This window comes from Paenibacillus sp. FSL R7-0179 (assembly GCF_038002265.1).
Taxonomy (GTDB): Bacteria; Bacillota; Bacilli; order Paenibacillales; family Paenibacillaceae; genus Paenibacillus_AQ.
Window position 1 is genome coordinate 1,244,274 of the sequence record NZ_JBBOCC010000001.1, and the last position, 17,370, is coordinate 1,261,643.

Annotated in this window: 14 protein-coding genes and 1 riboswitch; of the genes, 5 read left to right on the forward strand and 9 right to left on the reverse strand. The window is 52.8% G+C overall.

All coding sequences use genetic code 11. From position 1 onward, the window contains the following. Positions 1-265: 265 nt before the first annotated feature. The 5 genes from MKX63_RS05540 to MKX63_RS05560 all read right to left on the reverse strand — a co-directional run bounded on the left by MKX63_RS05540 (position 266) and on the right by MKX63_RS05560 (position 7,372). The gene (locus tag MKX63_RS05540; protein ID WP_341015810.1) at positions 266-1,891 is read right to left on the reverse strand and encodes a helix-turn-helix domain-containing protein; all 1,626 of its coding nucleotides are present in this window, start codon (positions 1,889-1,891) and stop codon (positions 266-268) included. A 6-nt stretch (positions 1,892-1,897) separates the two neighbouring features. After that, a complete protein-coding gene (locus MKX63_RS05545; protein WP_341015811.1) occupies positions 1,898-3,634 on the reverse strand; it encodes a sensor histidine kinase in 1,737 nt (578 codons plus the stop codon). Positions 3,635-3,820: 186 nt separating this feature from the next. Then, on the reverse strand, positions 3,821-5,419 hold the full coding sequence (locus MKX63_RS05550) for an ABC transporter substrate-binding protein (RefSeq protein ID WP_341015812.1): 1,599 nt from the start codon (positions 5,417-5,419) through the stop codon (positions 3,821-3,823). Between the two features lie 69 nt (positions 5,420-5,488). Beyond that, positions 5,489-6,403: a carbohydrate ABC transporter permease gene (locus MKX63_RS05555; protein ID WP_341015813.1), complete on the reverse strand. Its 915-nt coding sequence runs from the start codon at positions 6,401-6,403 to the stop codon at positions 5,489-5,491. Positions 6,404-6,418: 15 nt separating this feature from the next. After that, positions 6,419-7,372 carry an ABC transporter permease gene (locus tag MKX63_RS05560; RefSeq protein WP_341015814.1) on the reverse strand — a complete coding sequence of 318 codons (954 nt, stop codon included), beginning with the start codon at positions 7,370-7,372 and terminating at the stop codon, positions 6,419-6,421. A gap of 276 nt (positions 7,373-7,648) precedes the next feature. Then, positions 7,649-7,728, forward strand: a riboswitch (glycine riboswitch). A 137-nt stretch (positions 7,729-7,865) separates the two neighbouring features. Between MKX63_RS05560 and MKX63_RS05565 the strand changes: the two genes are divergently transcribed. The 4 genes from MKX63_RS05565 to MKX63_RS05580 all read left to right on the forward strand — a co-directional run bounded on the left by MKX63_RS05565 (position 7,866) and on the right by MKX63_RS05580 (position 11,896). Then, positions 7,866-9,242, forward strand: a complete 1,377-nt coding sequence (locus tag MKX63_RS05565) for an amino acid permease (protein ID WP_341015815.1) — start codon at positions 7,866-7,868, stop codon at positions 9,240-9,242. 34 nt (positions 9,243-9,276) lie between these two features. Continuing rightward, positions 9,277-10,224, forward strand: a complete 948-nt coding sequence (locus MKX63_RS05570) for a helix-turn-helix transcriptional regulator (RefSeq protein ID WP_341015816.1) — start codon at positions 9,277-9,279, stop codon at positions 10,222-10,224. Between the two features lie 76 nt (positions 10,225-10,300). Then, positions 10,301-10,843: a DinB family protein gene (locus MKX63_RS05575; protein WP_341018530.1), complete on the forward strand. Its 543-nt coding sequence runs from the start codon at positions 10,301-10,303 to the stop codon at positions 10,841-10,843. 231 nt (positions 10,844-11,074) lie between these two features. Continuing rightward, positions 11,075-11,896 carry a methyl-accepting chemotaxis protein gene (locus MKX63_RS05580; RefSeq protein ID WP_341015818.1) on the forward strand — a complete coding sequence of 274 codons (822 nt, stop codon included), beginning with the start codon at positions 11,075-11,077 and terminating at the stop codon, positions 11,894-11,896. A 38-nt stretch (positions 11,897-11,934) separates the two neighbouring features. On the opposite strand, the gene MKX63_RS05585 is transcribed toward MKX63_RS05580, so the two are convergent. Then, positions 11,935-12,303, reverse strand: a complete 369-nt coding sequence (locus MKX63_RS05585) for a DUF1304 domain-containing protein (RefSeq protein WP_341015819.1) — start codon at positions 12,301-12,303, stop codon at positions 11,935-11,937. 152 nt (positions 12,304-12,455) lie between these two features. Here MKX63_RS05585 and MKX63_RS05590 point away from each other — a divergent pair, with 152 nt between their 5' ends. After that, positions 12,456-12,965: a GNAT family N-acetyltransferase gene (locus MKX63_RS05590; RefSeq protein ID WP_341015820.1), complete on the forward strand. Its 510-nt coding sequence runs from the start codon at positions 12,456-12,458 to the stop codon at positions 12,963-12,965. 60 nt (positions 12,966-13,025) lie between these two features. On the opposite strand, the gene MKX63_RS05595 is transcribed toward MKX63_RS05590, so the two are convergent. The 3 genes from MKX63_RS05595 to MKX63_RS05605 form a co-directional block, all read right to left on the reverse strand. Then, on the reverse strand, positions 13,026-14,429 hold the full coding sequence (locus tag MKX63_RS05595) for an S-layer homology domain-containing protein (protein WP_341015821.1): 1,404 nt from the start codon (positions 14,427-14,429) through the stop codon (positions 13,026-13,028). 118 nt (positions 14,430-14,547) lie between these two features. After that, positions 14,548-15,477 (reverse strand): phosphotransferase enzyme family protein, encoded by a 930-nt coding sequence (locus tag MKX63_RS05600; protein ID WP_341015823.1) that lies wholly within the window; start codon positions 15,475-15,477, stop codon positions 14,548-14,550. Positions 15,478-15,565: 88 nt separating this feature from the next. Further along, the gene (locus tag MKX63_RS05605) at positions 15,566-17,227 is read right to left on the reverse strand and encodes a histidine kinase N-terminal 7TM domain-containing diguanylate cyclase (protein WP_341015824.1); all 1,662 of its coding nucleotides are present in this window, start codon (positions 17,225-17,227) and stop codon (positions 15,566-15,568) included. Positions 17,228-17,370: the final 143 nt, after the last annotated feature.

Sequence of the window (17,370 nt, forward strand, 5' to 3'; positions counted from 1 at the left end):
GCCAATCCTGCCGGGAAGCGTGTGAAAGATGTATGCGGAAAACCGATCACAATGCGCCGCTGCTGGGCAATTGGCTCGAATGTAATCGAAAAACCGATCACAATGCGCCGCTGCTGGGCAATCGGCTCCAATGTAATCGAAAAACCGATCACAATGCGCAGCCGCAGCGTTCAGTCTGCCGAATGCGCTAGCGCAGCGGTTCATATGGCTGGTGCTTCTGGTATGGCTGGTGCTCCTGGTGCCCCTAACGTCCCGCCCGCCCCGCTCACTTCCTATTCCGCGCACGGTATTGCTGCGGCGTGGTGCCGACGATCCGCTTGAACAGGTTGGAGAAGCTGCCGAGGCTGGTGTATCCGACCTGCTCTGCGATGTCGGTGATCTTCAGCTCGGTCTCCTCCAGCAGTTGCTTGGCCTGCTGCAGCCGCTCCTGTATGATCACATCCGAGATTGATAGTCCGGTCTCCTTCTTGAACAGCCTTGACAAGTAGGCCGGGTTCAGGTAGACATAGGCCGCAAGTTCGTCCCGGGTGATCTCTTCGCTCAGGCGGGAGCGGATATACTGCCGGATCTTGGTGACCGTGGCCGAGGATACGTTATTGCTGGTCTGCAATAAGCGCATTACGGCTCGCAGGCATTCCACCGCCCAATGCTGGAGCGAAGCGGACTGCTTCGGATAATTCTCCTTATCCATCAAGGGCTTCAGCTCGGCTGAGGCGTGTGCGGATAAGCCTTTTTTGGCGAGAACGGTGTGTACAATGAACAGGATGCCGTGGATAAGCTGACGGTGCAGCTCACTTGTCCAGCGGCCGGCCTCAATGCTCGAGAACCACAGGGTCACTCGGCGCTCCAGCTCCTCCAGCTCGCCAAGCTCCAGAAGGGTCGCCCATTCTCCGAAGATATGCATGGGTGCTGCCTGAGGCACGGGCGCAAGCGGCTGATCCCGGCCATACATCTGATCCTCCGGTCCGAACACCTGACGCGAGCGGTTCAGGTTGCGTTGTTCCCGCTCCGTGACATCCGTGTATGCGCTCATGATACCGGACAGAGGGACACCTGCGCTGATGTAGATTGACAGGGAGCAATGCAGCAGCCGCCCGCAGGTATCCAGGAAGGTGCGGCCATTCTGCTCCAGCGTATGCCGGGCGGCGTTCATATCGCCCCGCACGTAGATGACCGCCAGATTATGGCCGACCTGATCCTGCAGCACAGTGCCTTCCAGCCCGCTTAGCAGCAGCTCATCGGCCATGTTGCGCAGTGCATATTCCATAATCGTCTCATCCCGTGCGCTAAGGTTCTCCTTCCACTGCTCCAGTCCCAGCAGAGCGAGGAAGTAGCGGTCCCCGGGCTGCAGATCCAGATTGTAGGTGTTCGCCGGAAGGGTGAGCGATTCCAGCACGGGCGCCGCCCGCTGGCTGAGAATATCCTGCCAGAACCGTTCTACCAGCAGGGGAAGCTGATGCTCCCATTGTCTCCGGTACTCCTGGATCAGGGTCTCGAACTGCTGCTGCTCCTTCTGCCTGCTGATCTCGAATAGCGCCTCACGGGAGATCTTCATCAATTCCTCATAGTCTACCGGCTTGAGCAGATAATGGAAGGCTCCGTGATAAATCGCGCGCTGGGCATACTCGAAATCGGCATGGCAGGTCAGCATAATCGTCAGCGTGCCGGGAGCAGATTGCTTCACCCAGGCCAGCAGCTCCAGGCCGCTTCTGCCGGGCATTTCGATATCGCAGATCAGCAGATCTACGGGTAGCTGCTCAAGAATAGCAATCGCCTGATCCACGTTCTCCGCCAGACAGACATCCGACACGCTAAGCGCGCTCCAATCCACCCCCTGCTGGAGGCCCAGCAAGGCGAAGTATTGGTCGTCAACGATTAGTACTCTGTACATTGAACGTCACAGCTCCTTTTGAACGGGTAGTCTGATCTCCACAACCGCGCCTCCGTCTGGAGCGTTATGGAAGGTAAGCCGTGCCCGGTTGTTATAGAACATCAGCATGCGTCTGTATACGTTCCATATTCCCAGATGGCGGTCTGTCGGCTTGCGCTCATACACGCCTTGATTGAGCATGTCGAGCTGAGCCGCGGAGAAGCCCGGCCCGGAATCGCGGATCTGAATGGCAATGCAGGAGTTGCCGCTCTCCCCGGCTTCTTCACGGACAGTTATGCCAACGTTGAAGGGCTTCGAATTGTTGACGAAGCCATGCTTGATGGCATTCTCAACGAAGGGCTGGATCAGCAGCGGCGGAATCAGTGTAGACTCAAGCTCTTGCGGAAGCTGCACCTCATAAGACAGCTTGTTCGGATACATAACCATCTGAATCTCGATATAATTCTGAATATGACCCAGCTCGCCGCGCAGCGGAATCCAGGCGTCATTGGTATTCATAATGAAGCGGAAGTGGGAGACCAGATGTCCGATCATCTTTTTGATCAGCGCATATTGCTTCAGCTCTACCAGATGAAAGACGATATTCAGGGAATTCATGAAAAAATGGGGATTGATCTGCGCCTGAAGATGCTTCAGCTCGGCCTGCTGCACCTTCATCTGCTCCTCATACACATCAATCTTGAGATTGCCGATCTGCTCGGCCATCTGGTTGAATTGCATGGTAATGATCTGGAACTCCCTGCTGTTGCCATCCTTCAGCCGGTATTCCAGCTGTCCCTTACCAAGGATACGCATCCCGCTGGTCAATTGCTGGATAGGCTTGAACACCAGCCTGCTGAGCAGAGCCAGCAGGATAACCATCACGAGGATAATGGCGAAGGGAATAACCTTGATGATCCGCTGGAAGATCGGCAGCTCGTCCAGAATCGATTTCTCGTCAAGCAGGAAGAAGACATTCAGATTGGAATACTGCGAAGGCTTGTCAATCAGCAGATAAGAATTGCCGTTGCTCAGCCGGATCGCTGCATCCACCGGACGGTCAGGGCGGCCGAGCTGGGTGCGAATGAGCGCAAGATCTTCACTGGCGAACTGGCCCCAGAGCAATTTACCGTCATTGTCGATCATGCCCACCTGCCCGCTGCCTCCGGTAGACTCCAGCTGGGTCAGCGGCTGGGCCAGAGAATCGATACTGACCAGTACCCCCATGAGAAGCCGTCCGCTCTTGTCCGGCAGCACCTTGAATAACACCGGCTCGTCGCCGAGGGTCACAGTCTCCCACTTCAGGGAGCCCTGGAGATTAGGCGACTTCAGGCGCGAGGACAGCCCGGAGGCAATGACCTCCTTCTCCTGGTAATATTCTCTCTGGCTGCTGAGGAATAACTCGTCCCGGTCCTGATGGTAGACGAAGACACTGCGGATAATGGTGTAGTAGCTGACATCGCTGTACCACTGGTCCATCAGCTTACGGATGGACAGGTAATAATTGACGCTGTCGGGACCGCTGTCCGAATAGAGCTCCAGCAGCATATTTTCATTGGCGGTACGCAGCAGATAATGGCTGGTCTGCTCCAGCAGCTCATCGAGTGTACCTAAGTGCAGGGTCAACGTGTCTGAAGCAGACTTCGCAACCTTCTCCCGGACAATGTTGGTGGAATAGAGATTGGTGTAGGAGAGGAAAAGGAACAGCGGCGTGACCAGCAGCAGGACAAGGGCACTCACTTTGAATCGCAATGATAGTTTCACAGTCATCCCCCTTATCCTTAGGTACATTTACACGCTGAGCGGCAGGAAAGGGGAAGGACGGCTGCCGTCCTTCCCCTTTGCTTAAAATATAAGAATTTGTATGTTCCACACGACAACATATCCTTATATTTTTCGCTAAAACGGGTGCCGTCCTTAAATAAGGACGGCATAGTCGTTTCCACTTGTTTATTTTGGTTGTTTAGCCTTCCACGCATCGTATTGCTTCTGAACCTCGGCGCGGATCTCTTCAATGCCGTTAGCCTTTAGCTTATTATTGTATTCCGTCAGCACCTTGTCTACTCCCAGGCTGCCCGTTTCCAGCAGCGGACGGAATTCCTTGATAATATTGCTGACCACAGAGACCTGTGTTTTGACAGCGTCGGTATTGAAGTTGAAGCCGAAGGACTTCACCTTATGGGCACTCTCGTTATAAGCCTTGAACTTCTCCCATTTATCGGCACTTTCACCTTCCCACAGATAGGTTATGGTCTGGTTGCCGAACATCCATTCAATTCCCGGTGCCCAGCCGGTATCGGCACGGGTAGCAATGCCGTCAGGCAGCTTGATGAAGTTGTCCTTGCCTTCTACCTTGACATACTGCCGTCCCTCTACGCCGAAGTCAATCAGATTGACCAGAACCGGGTCGGTATGCAGCAGGTTCAGCAGCATCATTGTCCGCTCTGGATCAATTGAGGTGCGTCCGATGGCCATCATGGAGTTGCTGACGCTGGCGGTGCTGATCTCGGGTTCATTCCCCTTCAGCTTCACCAGTTCAATGCCGGTGGCAATGGAATCTTCCTTGTCGGAGTCCGGTTTGTCTGAACCGAATTTCATCCAGGTCTTGCCGGCCTTGAAAGCGTCTTCAGTACTGGTTTTGGTCGTTGCCGCATCTTTATTGATGTAGCCTTTGGCGAACCAGTCGCCGTAGAGCTTCATACGGTAGATCGCCGTGTCAGATTCCATCGAGCTGATCACCATCTTATCGGTCTTGGTATCCAGGACGATTCCGGCAGGAGCGCCTGCCACCAGCTCATAGCGGAAGTTCTCCTTCATGCTCTCTCTGGTCTTGTCGAAGTAGCCCAGGGTGTCCGAGCCGCTGCCGGAGAGCCAGATTGGCGCGATGGCCGGTTCCTTCTCCTTGATCGTCTGCAGCCATGGCTCCAGATCCTCCAGCGTCTCAATCGAGTTCACATCGAATCCGTATTTATCCACCAGATCCTTGCGGAACATAATGGTATGGCTCTCGCCGATTTCCTTATTGGTCGGAATGGCGTAGATTTTGCCGTCCACCTTGCCGCCGTCAAAGAAGCGGGGGTCCAGGGTGTCCTTGATGCCTTGTCCATATTTGGCTAACAGATCATCCAGCGGCAGGAATGCGCCTTTGGCTACGTTATTGGCGAAATCCGCCCAGTTCGGGGCAAAGGTCAAATCGACCTGTTCACCGGATTGATAGGCCAGTGCCATCTTCTCGGCCCAGGAGGACCAAGGGAGTCCCTGGAAGTCAATCTCGGCGTTGATTTTTTCTTTGAGATACTTGTTGATCTCGTCTACAACCGCCTTGGTATCATTTTGCGGGAAATTTCCGACCGTGTACACTTTCAGCTTGCGGAACGTTGAGGTGTCAGGATTCGTGCTGCCTTCCGTGCCTGCTGTTGTAGCTGCTGCTGTCGATTCTGCCTTGGAGGGTGCGGATGCACCTGAATTGCCCCCGCCGCATCCGGTAATGCCCAGTATCACGGCGGTTAGGGCAGCAAGCACCGCGCCCGAGCTTCTGGTTGTTCTCATTTGTATGAACCTCCTCAATGATAATTAGATCATATATTCTAACCGGCATTTATGCCAGAGCTAGACCCATTAACCTTTGATAGCCCCAATCGTGAGGCCCTTGGTGAAGTACTTCTGGAAGAACGGATAGATGAACAGAATCGGACCAATCGACAGCACGACCATGGCCATCCGCAGACTTTCGGTTGGAACGGATTCCTGTACCATCAGGGCGACACCGGTGCCGGCAAGCTGGGTTTTGAAGAACTCGGCCTGGCGGATCATCTGAATCATAACGTACTGCAGGGAGAACTTATTGGTGTCATTAATGAACAGCATGGAGTTGAACCAGTCATTCCAGTACATCAGCGTAGTGAACAGTCCGATGGTCGCCAGCACAGGCAGGGAGATCGGCAGCACCAACTGGAAGAAGATCCGCCATTCCGAAGCTCCGTCGAGCTTACCGGATTCAATCATCTCCTCCGGGATGGTCTGCTGGAAGAAGGTACGGGTGATGAAGATATAGAAGGCATTGGACAAGCCGGGCAGAATCAGCGCAACCAGCGAGTCCTTCAGATCGAGATAGTTCACGTATAGCAGATAGAAGGGGACAAGCCCTCCCGAGAACAGCATGGTGATCAGCAGGTAGAAGTTGAATGTCTTTTTAAAAGGAAAATCCTTCCGGTAGAGCGGATACGCATACAGCGCAATCAGCAGCACGGCCAGAACAGTTCCGATAAGGGTAACGGTCAGGCTGACGCCATACGCCTTAACCAGTGTCTCCGAATGCTTGAACAAATATTGGTACGCGGAAGCATCGATATGATCGGGCCAGAACTTGTATCCCTGCAGCGTCAAGGCCTTCTCGTTCGTTAAGGAGATAGCGACAATGAGCACAATCGGCAGGATACACGCCAGGCTGAAGGCGATGAAGAACACATTCAGAATAATCTGGGCGGTGGTGGAGCCTTTGGTATAAGGGTTGCTTCGGGATGCAGTAGTCATTAGAATCCTCCGTTTCTAGAAAAGAGCCGTATCGCGGTTCAGCTTACGGGCCAGAGCGTTCGCGCCGATGACCAGGAAGAATCCGACGACCGATTGATAGAAGTTCGCCGCAGAGGACATCCCCAGGTCATTGAGCTGGATCAGGCCCCGGTAGACATAGGTGTCGATGACGTCCGTAGTTGAGCGCAGCGCACCGGAGTCCAGAGTCACATGGTAGAACAGCCCGAAGTCAGAGCGGAAGATGCCGCCCATGTTAAGAATGGTGAGAATGACCATGATCGGCGTAAGCAGCGGCAGGGTGATCTTGGTGATCTGCTGCCATTTGCTGGCCCCGTCCATCACCGCAGCTTCGTACAGCTCTTCGCTGATGCCGGTGATGGCCGCCAGATAGATGACACTGCCGATACCGATCGAATGCCACATCTTGGTGATCCACAGGATGTAAGGCCAAGCTTCAGGATGCATATAAGCATTCACCGAGGAGTAGCCGAACATCGGCAGAATATGCTTGACCAGGAAGCCATACTCCGGGTGCAGGAAGGCGTATACGATGAAGCTGACTACAACCATGGACAGAAAGTTCGGCATAATCATCACCGTCTGGAAGAACTTCGAAGCCAGCTTGTTACGCACCTCATTGATTGCAATCGCCAGCGAGACGGAGAGAATAAGGCCTGAGATAATGAAGACTACATTGTAACCCACGGTGTTGATGGTCACCCGCAGGGCGTCAGAGGTGGCGAAGAGGAACCGGAAGTTGTCAAGCCCGGCCCAAGGACTGCCCATAATGCCGTCAATGTAGTTGATATTCTTGAAGGCAATGAATAATCCGAACATCGGAATATAGCAGTTGATGAAAAAGATAATCGACGTGGGCAGCAGCATCAGCAGCAGCACCCGGTATCGCACGATATTGTGCAGCAGACGGCCGAAACGGCCCTGGGGCGGTGTCGCTGACTTGGTGTTCATAGCTTGTGGTGCGGGATTTGCCATAAGTTCTAACCTCACTCTACTTGTTCTGGATGAATTTATTATAGTAGAGCAGATGAACGGAATTCTTTCTTGCAAATGACTCTGTTTATTCAAAAATGACCTCATTGTGCAAAACTCCTGCTAAGCATTGAGACTTTTTTCACAGAGGATTGCTCACATTGCAAGTAATATGTTAGAATATCGGAATGCATTAACGCAGCACCAATTTAATACAGTACAAGAGCTATGAAGGCTATGGATCACACTATAGCTGGAGCAGCTTCTGGAGAGACTGCGGAGTTCCGCAGCGCCGAAGGGTTCACAATCTCAGGCAGAAGGACAGAAGAGTACCGGATTTGTTTTTGCTATGCGGATCAGCCGCTGCTGCAGAAGCTTATTTGGAACTTTTTATGCACCGGGAGATTGGATGATATCCAGTCTCCTTTTTTGCGTTACGTACAATGTTGTATACATTAAGGGGGAAACAGGAATGGCACAGACAGAATTAAAAAGAGAGCTTGCAAACCGTCACGTCCAGCTTATCGCTATCGGGGGAACGATTGGCACAGGGTTATTCCTGGGATCGGGCAAAGCCATTCAGCAGGCCGGGCCCTCCATCATGCTCACGTATCTGATCGTGGGGATTGCCGTGTTTTTTGTGATGCGGGCGCTCGGGGAACTGCTGCTCTCGAAGGCGGGGTATCAATCTTTTACGGATATTGCTGAGGATTACCTGGGGCCGCGCGCGGCGTTCATTACAGGCTGGACCTACTGGTTCTGCTGGATTATGACGGCGATGGCCGATGTGATTGCGGTGGGCGTCTATGTGCAGTACTGGTTCGATATTCCGCAGTGGGTACCGGCCGTCATCTGCCTGATCATTCTGCTCGGGCTGAATCTGCTGACGGTCAAGAGCTTCGGGGAGCTGGAATTCTGGTTTGCCCTGATCAAGGTAGTTACGATACTGGCTCTGATCGGCCTGGGCATTGTCCTGCTGGTGACCCAGTTCAAGACGGATGCAGGCTCCGTGTCGGTCCGCAATCTCTGGGAGCACGGGGGCGTGTTCCCGAACGGGGTGAAGGGCTTTCTGTTCTCCTTCCAGATGGTAGTGTTCGCTTATGTTGGCGTGGAGCTGGTGGGGGTATCGGCAGCAGAGACGGCGAATCCGGAGAAAAACATCCCGTCCGCGATCAACAAAATTCCGCTGCGGATTCTGTTCTTCTATGTAGGCGCGCTCTTCGTGCTGCTGTGCATTAATCCCTGGACCCAGCTTAGCGCGTCTGAAAGTCCGTTCGTGCGCACCTTCAGTCTAGTCGGGATTCCGATTGCTGCGGGGATTATCAATTTCGTAGTCTTAACCTCGGCGGCCTCCGCCTGCAACAGCGGGATGTTCTCGACCAGCCGGATTCTCTACAATCTGAGCAGACGGAATCAGGCTTCCCCGCAGCTGGGCAAGCTGAACCGGAATCATGTGCCCGCGAATTCCTTATTCCTCTCCACCCTGGTGATCTCTGCCGGAGCACTGCTCAGCAAGCTCATTCCGGGCCAGGCCTTCGGCATCGTGACTACGATCAGTGCCATTTGCTTCATCTGGGTCTGGGGCGTTGTGCTGGTCTGCCATATCAAGTATAAAAGGAACCGCCCGGACTTACATGCCGCTTCCAAATTCAAAGCGCCATTCACCCCGGTGATTAACTATGCTGTCCTGACGCTGTTCGCCGCCATTCTTGTGATCATGCTCTTTGCCGATGAGACCCGTCCGGCGCTGCTGTTCACTCCGCTCTGGTTCATCCTGCTGTTCGTTCTGTACTCCATCAGAAGCCGTAAGGAGAAAAGTGAACAGGAAATCAGTATAATCAATACATAAACTGATTTCAGGATGAAGAGGGTGCAGCCGCCGTATGAACAAGACAGACCGCATGTTAGCCATCGTACTGGAGCTGCAGCGCAAAGGGGTCGTACGGGCAGAGGATCTGGCGTCTGTCTTCGAGACTAGCGTAAGAACCATCTACCGCGATATACAGGCGCTTAGTGAAGCCGGAGTGCCGGTGGTAGGAGCTACAGGTCAGGGATATTCGCTGGTAAAGGGGTATTTCCTGCCCCCGGTCAGCTTCACCGCGGAGGAGGCTGTGACTCTGCTGATCGGAACGGATTTCGTGGAGCAGCGGTTCGATACGGAATACGGGGACCGGGCCTCCGCAGCCGGCAGGAAGATTGAAGCGGTTCTGCCGGTCGATGTCCGGGAGAATGCCTCCCGCATCCGTCAGAGCGTCCTGCTGCTGAATACCTCTAAAGACAGACTGCAAGGACAGGAGAAGGATTATATCGGGCAGATCCGCCGTGCGATTCTGGAGCAGCGAAAGATCAGCTTCGGGTATACGAAGGGCAGACAGGAAGCTGACGGAAGTCACCGGAGTGTCCGAATCGCCTCGCCATATGGACTTGTTCTGAACAGAGGCGCCTGGACCCTGGTCGCCTGGTGTTGGCTGCGGGAGGAGATCCGTCATTTCCGGTTATCCAGAATGAGCGGACTTACCCTTCTGGATGACCGGTTCGAAGTGCCTGTGGGTTTCGATCTGCACGAGTACCAGCCGGAGGATGACCGCCATGTGCGCGTGTGCATTTTGGTGCATCCCGAGATCGCTGACAAGGCTGCTGAATCGAATAACTTTTATCTGGAGGCAGTGGAGGACCAGGAAGACGGCAGGCTTATGACCTTCCGTGTGCGCCAGCCCGGGGACCTGCTGCAATGGGTGCTTGGCTGGGGAGCGGGGGCGGTTGTCCTGGAGCCGGAAGCCTTGCGTAAGCTTGTGCGGGAGGAAGCGGCGGGAATGCTGGAACGCTACTGACATAACGTTGTCAGTAGCGTTTGTGTATATTCAGGTCAGACCTTAAGAATAAAGGAGTTGCCTGAATATTATGAATATGAACCCTACAGAAGCCTTGCAGCAATTTGAAAAGACTGCGAATCACTATCTTATGGAATTAGATACCTTCAGTATGGAAGAGCTGCTGCGGCAGCCGGCTGAGGGAGAGTGGTCCCTTGGGCAGATGGTCCAGCACTTGATACAATCGGCGCTGTACATGCAGCTCCGTAATATCGATCTCTGTCTGGCCGGGAACGGGGAAGCAGCGGGGAAGGAAGCAGAGATGACTCCGGATGGTAAAGCGGTTTTTGCCGGGGGCAGCTTCCCGCCTGTACGCGTTCATGTTCCGCCGTCCCCGCAGTATACGCCGGTGCAGCCGGAGAGCAAGGAGCAGCTGATCCAAGGCCTGAACACAGTGATGGAGCGTATGCGCGAGACCCTGCCGAAGCTTGCGCAGGCACCTGAGCACAGCACCGCCCCCCATCCCCGGTTCGGCCCCTTGTCTGCGGCAGAATGGTATCTGCTGATTGAAATGCACTACCGCCATCACTTGCTGCAGCTGAACCGGTTGAAGGATTTCATAGGATCAAGTGTAGCGTAATAGAAGAACGCCAATAAGCCGAAGCCTGTCAGTAGTAACTGAGGGCTCCGGCTATTTTGCTACATTGATCACGTCGAGGGCTCACGGGCAAAATGTAATCGAAAAAGCGATCACAATGATCAAATTTTAATTATTCATTTTTGAATAAAGGAGGTTTGTCGCAACATGTCGAACTTAACTCTTAATTTCGCTGTACCCTGAAGCTAACTGAATAAAAGGAGACCCTCACCTATGAAAAACATCGTACGCTCCCTTGAAGATATAATAAATCTCGCGCCCGTTCTGAAAGCTGCTTTTCCATACGATATCTCGATTGCCGTCTGTGATACCGAGAAGTTTCTCGCCTATTACCCTGGGGATTCCATTGATCTGGGGATTCGCGCCGGGCAGATTATTCACGCGGACGAACCTCTGTATCACGCACTGGCAAATGATGAATACTCAAGGGCCAACGTTCCCAAAGAGTATTATGGATACGAATTTGTGGGTACGGTCCTTCCGGTACATGGAGAGGATGAACGTGTCTGCGGGGCGGTCTGTATTCAGGTGCGCAGACAGACCGAGCTGCGGGAAATTGCCGACCGGATGGCACTGTCCCTGAATCAGGCTAATGCGCGGATCATGCAGGTAGCGGGCGGGTCTAACCAGCTGGCCGGCTTCTCTCAGAAGCTGCTGGTCCAGTCTGAGACCACTGCTGCAAGTGTCCAAAAAAGCGATGAAGTGCTGGCTGTTCTGAGGAAGGTTGCCGACCAGACGCATCTGCTTGGAATTAATGCGGCCATTGAGGCTGCCCATGCCGGAGAGAAGGGCCGGGGCTTCGATATTGTCGCCAGAGAAATCCGCAAGTTCTCACAGGAGACCGAGCAATCCGCGCAGCGGATACGGGACACCCTGCGGGAGATCCAGACAGCGATGAAGGGAATCGGCCAATCCATCGGTCAGATTGCCTCAGTGGGACAAGAGCAGGCAGCTTCAACGCAAGAGATGTCCAGCTTCATTGAGGAGATTCGGGCGATGTCTGAGCAGTTGAATCAGTTCGCGCAGAAGCTGTGAGGGTAAGTGTGGAAGCTGCCTGGATAAGCCCGCAAATCTTACAGATGTGCGATAATTGTAGCCGCCAGCGCCAGGAAGGCTGGTAGGCCCTGCATCAGCAGGATGGATCTCTTGGAGGTGAGTCCGCCGTAGATGGCCGCAACCGCCACGCAGATCAGGAAGAACAGCTGCAACTGGTAACCGAAGTCTGCGCTCGGATGCAGCAGGCCCCAGATTAGACCGGCTGCCAGGAAGCCGTTATACAAGCCCTGGTTGGCAGCAAGCGACTTCGTCTCCCGGGAGAACGCAGGGGTCAATCCGAACGCCTTCTGTGCTCTCGGGGTGGTCCATAGAAACATCTCCAGTACTAGTATGTAGACATGCTCTAGTGCTACTAAGGCAACAAGAATTGAACTTACAGTCATCATAAAGAGTCCCTCTTTTCAAGTGATGTGAGTCGAATTAAGCCTATCATTTAAATTGTGCAAAATATAATTTTACGAACTTAAATATACCGGACTTTTTGATATTTGTCAATTTACTACAAATCGTAAAATTGGAATGTAAGGGGGCAAGAAGAGTGATATATATAAGAACGTTAACCCCGTCTGATGCCGAAGTATACCGGGCGCTTCGTTTGCAGTCGCTGCAGCAGCACCCGGAAGCTTTTCTAAGCTCCTATAAAGCGGAAGCGAAGTTGTCTATCGAGACTACCCGGATTAAGCTGGACTCCTCGGATGAGCATTTCACCCTGGGTGCCTTCTTGGATGGGGAGCAAAGGCTGGCGGGAATGGCTACCTTGTTCCGGGAGAGCAGGCCCAAGATTCAGCACAAAGCTCATGTCTATGCAGTATATGTAGATCCAGGAGCCCGTAAACATGGCACGGGCCGTGCGCTGATGCTTGAGCTGATAGCACGGGCGAAGGCCGCGCCGGGACTGGAGCTGCTGATGCTGACGGTAACCTCCCATAACGTTCCGGCCAAAAGACTCTACGAATCTCTGGGATTCGTGCGCTACGGCACAGAGCCGAAGGCGATGAAGCTTGGCAGCGAGTACCTGGATGAGGATCTGATGGTGCTGATGCTGTAAAATACAGCAAAGCCCCTCCCGCCTTTTCGGCAGAAGGGGCAAGTATGAAGGGAAGGTTGCTTACTTCGCAGATTTTCCGCTCAGGATCGCCTTCACCTGGCTGACCATTGCCGCTGCGTCAGCGCTGGTGACACCGTCCTGCGGACGGAAGCTTCCATCTTGATCCAGCTTCACGATCTTGAGGGCAAGCGCGGTCTGAATGGCTCCCGAGTTCAGGATATTGATCTTGTCATTATCCTTGATCTCCACCGGGATCAGCTTGATCATCGGCAGTTGGCCGCTGGTCTGGAGCGTGTTAATTAGCAGATAGGTGAACGATTCACGGGTTACGCTCATGTTCGGATCAATTTTGATCTGAAGATTCGCCTCAGGTCCGGCAGCATCCTTGATGAACTGTACGGCCTCGGTGGCAGTGATTGTCTTACCTATAGCAGCGGGCGCGGGATGTGCCTTGAGATAGTTCGCCGCATTCCCGGCAATAGAAGCAGCTTCAGGGCGGGTAATCCCTACTTTGGGATTGAAGTTACCTGCAGCATCCAGCTCCACGAAGCCGAAGGCAATGGCGGCCTGGATGGCACCCGAGTTCAGGATATTGATCTGATCGCCGTCCTTCACCTCTACCGGAATGACGTTAATCATCGGCAGTTGCCCGCTGGTCTGCAGAGTATGGATCAGCAGATAAGTGAATTCTTCACGGGACATGCTGGCCGCCGGATCAATCTTGATCTGCAGGTTGGCCTCAGGTCCGACAACCTCTTTTATCACCTGTACAGCTTGTGCTGCTGTAAGCACCTCGTCCGTCACCACCGGCGCCGGATGGGCTTTCAGATAAGCGAGTGCATTGCTGATGGCTACTGCCGCTTCCGCACGGGTGATCTCCTGTTTCGGGTTAAGCTTGCCGCTGTTATCCAGCTTCAGGACACCGTAATTCAGCGCACGCTGCAGGGCACCGGAGTATTCTACCTTCACCTGATCCTGATCGGCGTACTCTACCACCACTGGCTTAATCATCGGCAGGCGGTTCGTGTTCTCCATCGCATGAATGAGCTGGTAGGTGAAAGCTTCGCGGGTCAGCTTCTCACCAGGCTTCAGATCGGCAGGCAGGTCCAAGCCGTGCACACCGGCAATAATCAGCGCCTGCGCATACCAGGCAGAGTCATTGGCATTCTTGAAATAGTCTGTGGCATGCGGCTCCTTCACGAACCGAATCGTATCCAGATTCAGATCAAGGGCACTGACGATCATCTGCACCCCCTGGGCTGCTGTGATGCTGAGGTTCGGGCCGAACAGATCTGCGCTGATGCCTTTAATCAGGCCGCTGTTCTGAAGCGCGATAATCTTGTCTTTATCCTGCACGTTATGGATATCCTTGAAGCCTGCGGCCGAGGCGAATTGTTGCCCTGTGAAGCTGAGCGCCAGAGCGGCTGCTGCGGATAGGGTGATCATCTTGAATGTCTTCTTCATGTCCAGTCACCTCGTGAGTAGTTTGTAGTTTATTTGTGATCATAGACGGCGGCGTAGTCAAAAAGGTTCCAGTAAAAATAAAAAAATAAATTATAAAAAAAGCACTGGCCGCTTAGGGCTAGTGCCGTTTTCTCATACAAATCTCCTGCCATCTCATAAGCCATCCATACTGCTCATCGCAGAATTCTTTCGTTACAGACTGTAGCCCCTGGCAGCGGACAATGCGGGAGATAATCTGATAATGCCTTACCGCAATGAAGTCGACAATCGCGCGGATCTCATTGTCACTCAGGGTGCGCACCTTACAATACCCGGTATAGAAGCGTTCAAATAAACGCTGGGTAGCATCATACATGGAGTCGTGATATCGATTGAAATGAGTAGCGTCAGACATGTAGGCCACGTCCATGCCGGGATAGTCGCCGGAGGCATCATCAAAATCCATAAAGATATACTGCCCATGGCGGTTCTTAATCATGTTGCCTGTATGAAGGTCGCCGTGACAAAAGCCATGTGGAAGCTTGGACATACGGCCCCACAATTGATTTCCATATTGTTCAAGAGCAGCCACGGAGTTTGAATCACAGTCCAGTTCGCTCATAATAGAGAGATAATCATCAATATATTCATTTTTTGTACGCTTAATCAGTTGTTCTTCAGGGTAATTCTGCATTAGCTTATGAAGCTCGGCTGTCTGGTAACCGATAAGCTTCGCTTCGGCAATTCCATCAGGATTGTCACCTTCTGCATAGTCGTAGAGCACAGCGGTAAGCCAGCCCTCCTGAGCTTCAAGAAGAATGTGGTTCTTGTGTCTAGAAGTCCGGAGGACCGTTACAGCCGGAAAGGAATGAGCGTGCAAGTAGTCAAGAATTCGAAGAGACTGCATGGCATCGGCCGTTTTGAAGCTGCGGTATATTTTGAGCACATAACGCTTATTCCCGCCTTCTGCCAAATAAACCGAGCCAATCATATCGCGGTGAAGCTTGATCTGCTCAATACGTAACGGGTAGGATTGGTTAATCTCACGGATAAGATGATCATGGTTCATCTGGCAGCGTCCCCTTTATGAATGGCTCCAACTGCTATTCATTATCCTAGGGGAGAAACACAGATGTATAGAGAAAGATTGATTATAATTAAACCTCCGCCGCGACAATCTGATTCCGGCCCTGATGCTTGGCGGCGTAGAGGGCTTTATCAGCAGACTTGAATAGGTCGTTCAAGTAGGTGGTCGCATCCATGGCAGGCGGGATCTTGAATTCGGCGATGCTGAGCAGCCCCATGCTGATGGTGATCGACACGGGCTCATCGATATAATCGATATAGATCGTGTTATGTTCAACCTCGGATTTGAGCTGCTCGGCCAGACGCCGGGCCTCGGCTCCATCCGAATCCGGCAAATAGATGATGAATTTCTCTCCGCCGTAGCGGGCCAGGATATCGGAGGGCCGCAGGCTGCGCTGCAGCAGCTCCACCGTGCTGCACAGGACCACATCTCCGGCGAGATGGCCGTGCTGATCGTTGATTTTTTTGAAAAAATCGATGTCGATCAGTATAATAGTCGAAGGTGTCCGGGTACCGCTGACCCGAAGCGCCTCCTGCTCCAATTGCTGCATCAGATAATGCCGGTTGTAGCAGCCGGTCAGGCTGTCCGTGATCGCCAGCTTCCTCAGCTTGCCGTTCGTCTGGAACAGCTCCTCCTGTACCTTCACCAGTGAGTCGTTGCGTTCCTTCAGGATGGCGTTCTGCTGGTTCGTCTCATCGATGAGCCGCCGGATCTCGGTAACATTCTGGAAGGTGACAATCCGCCCGACCCGGCTGCCGCTTACTATGATCGGTGCTGCATGAATACTGACAACCATTTGGATAACGGGATGCAGTATTTCCAGCTCGGCCGTCTCCAGCGGGTACTCATGGTATTTCTGCAGGAAGTGTTCAATCTTCTCGGCAGGACCATCCGGCAGATAGCTGCTCATGTTGAACGCCGCACCCGTCACAAGCGGGATATAGGGATGCAGGGCATGATTAATCTCTACCACCTGCTCCTGGTCATCCAGCACGAGAATCCCGTATTCCATGGTATTGATAATATCCTGATGGGCGATAGTTACGATATCGAATACTTTGTCCTGGTGGATCGTAATCACAAAGAACGTAGCCGACACCACTATACCCAGCGAAGTGAAGCCCGGAATTACCGGCAGATAGTCATCCAGAAGGACATTGAGAAGCACGTCGATCATAAGGAAGACGCATAGCGCCGTAATGCCTTTGAGCATGTACATAACCTGATTCTTGATCCGCGCGGCTTGGTTAGAGGTCAGAGCCACGTATATGACATACATGGATATGAGCGCATCAAGGACAAGAAAGGTCATGCTGATCCAGAAAATAGGTCCGTAGGTCCGCTCTACATATCCGCCGTTCACCGGACGGACGAACCATCCATAAGGATTGAGCACCACTCCAAGGGATGTCAGTACTGCAGGGATTACCAGCACGGACACCATTCTTTTAGTAAGGAATTGGGATTGTCCGGCGAGCAGAATCGTGAAGAAGATCCAGCCCAGGCCCAGCAGGGAAGCATCCACGAAGGCAAGCTTCACATAAAAGAGCTGATAGAGAGGATCATCGACGGTCCTGATGGCAAACTGGCAGTAGGGCCAGATCAGCATGGCGAAATGGAACCCTAAATAGACCTTGTGCAGCTTGGTAATCGTGACCGTAGCCACAATATAGATGAGCAGCAGGAACAGAAGGAAGCACATAATCAGGTCAATCCAAGAGGCTAAAGCCAATATGTTACACCTTCTTGATTTTAATAGTATTTATTGATTTTTGTGGGTCTTAGGTCTTATATATTGTTTTTAATATATAATTAGCGTGTGCAGATTACAAGATTTTTAGATAAATCTATCGGAAAATATTGGATTGGGAGGGG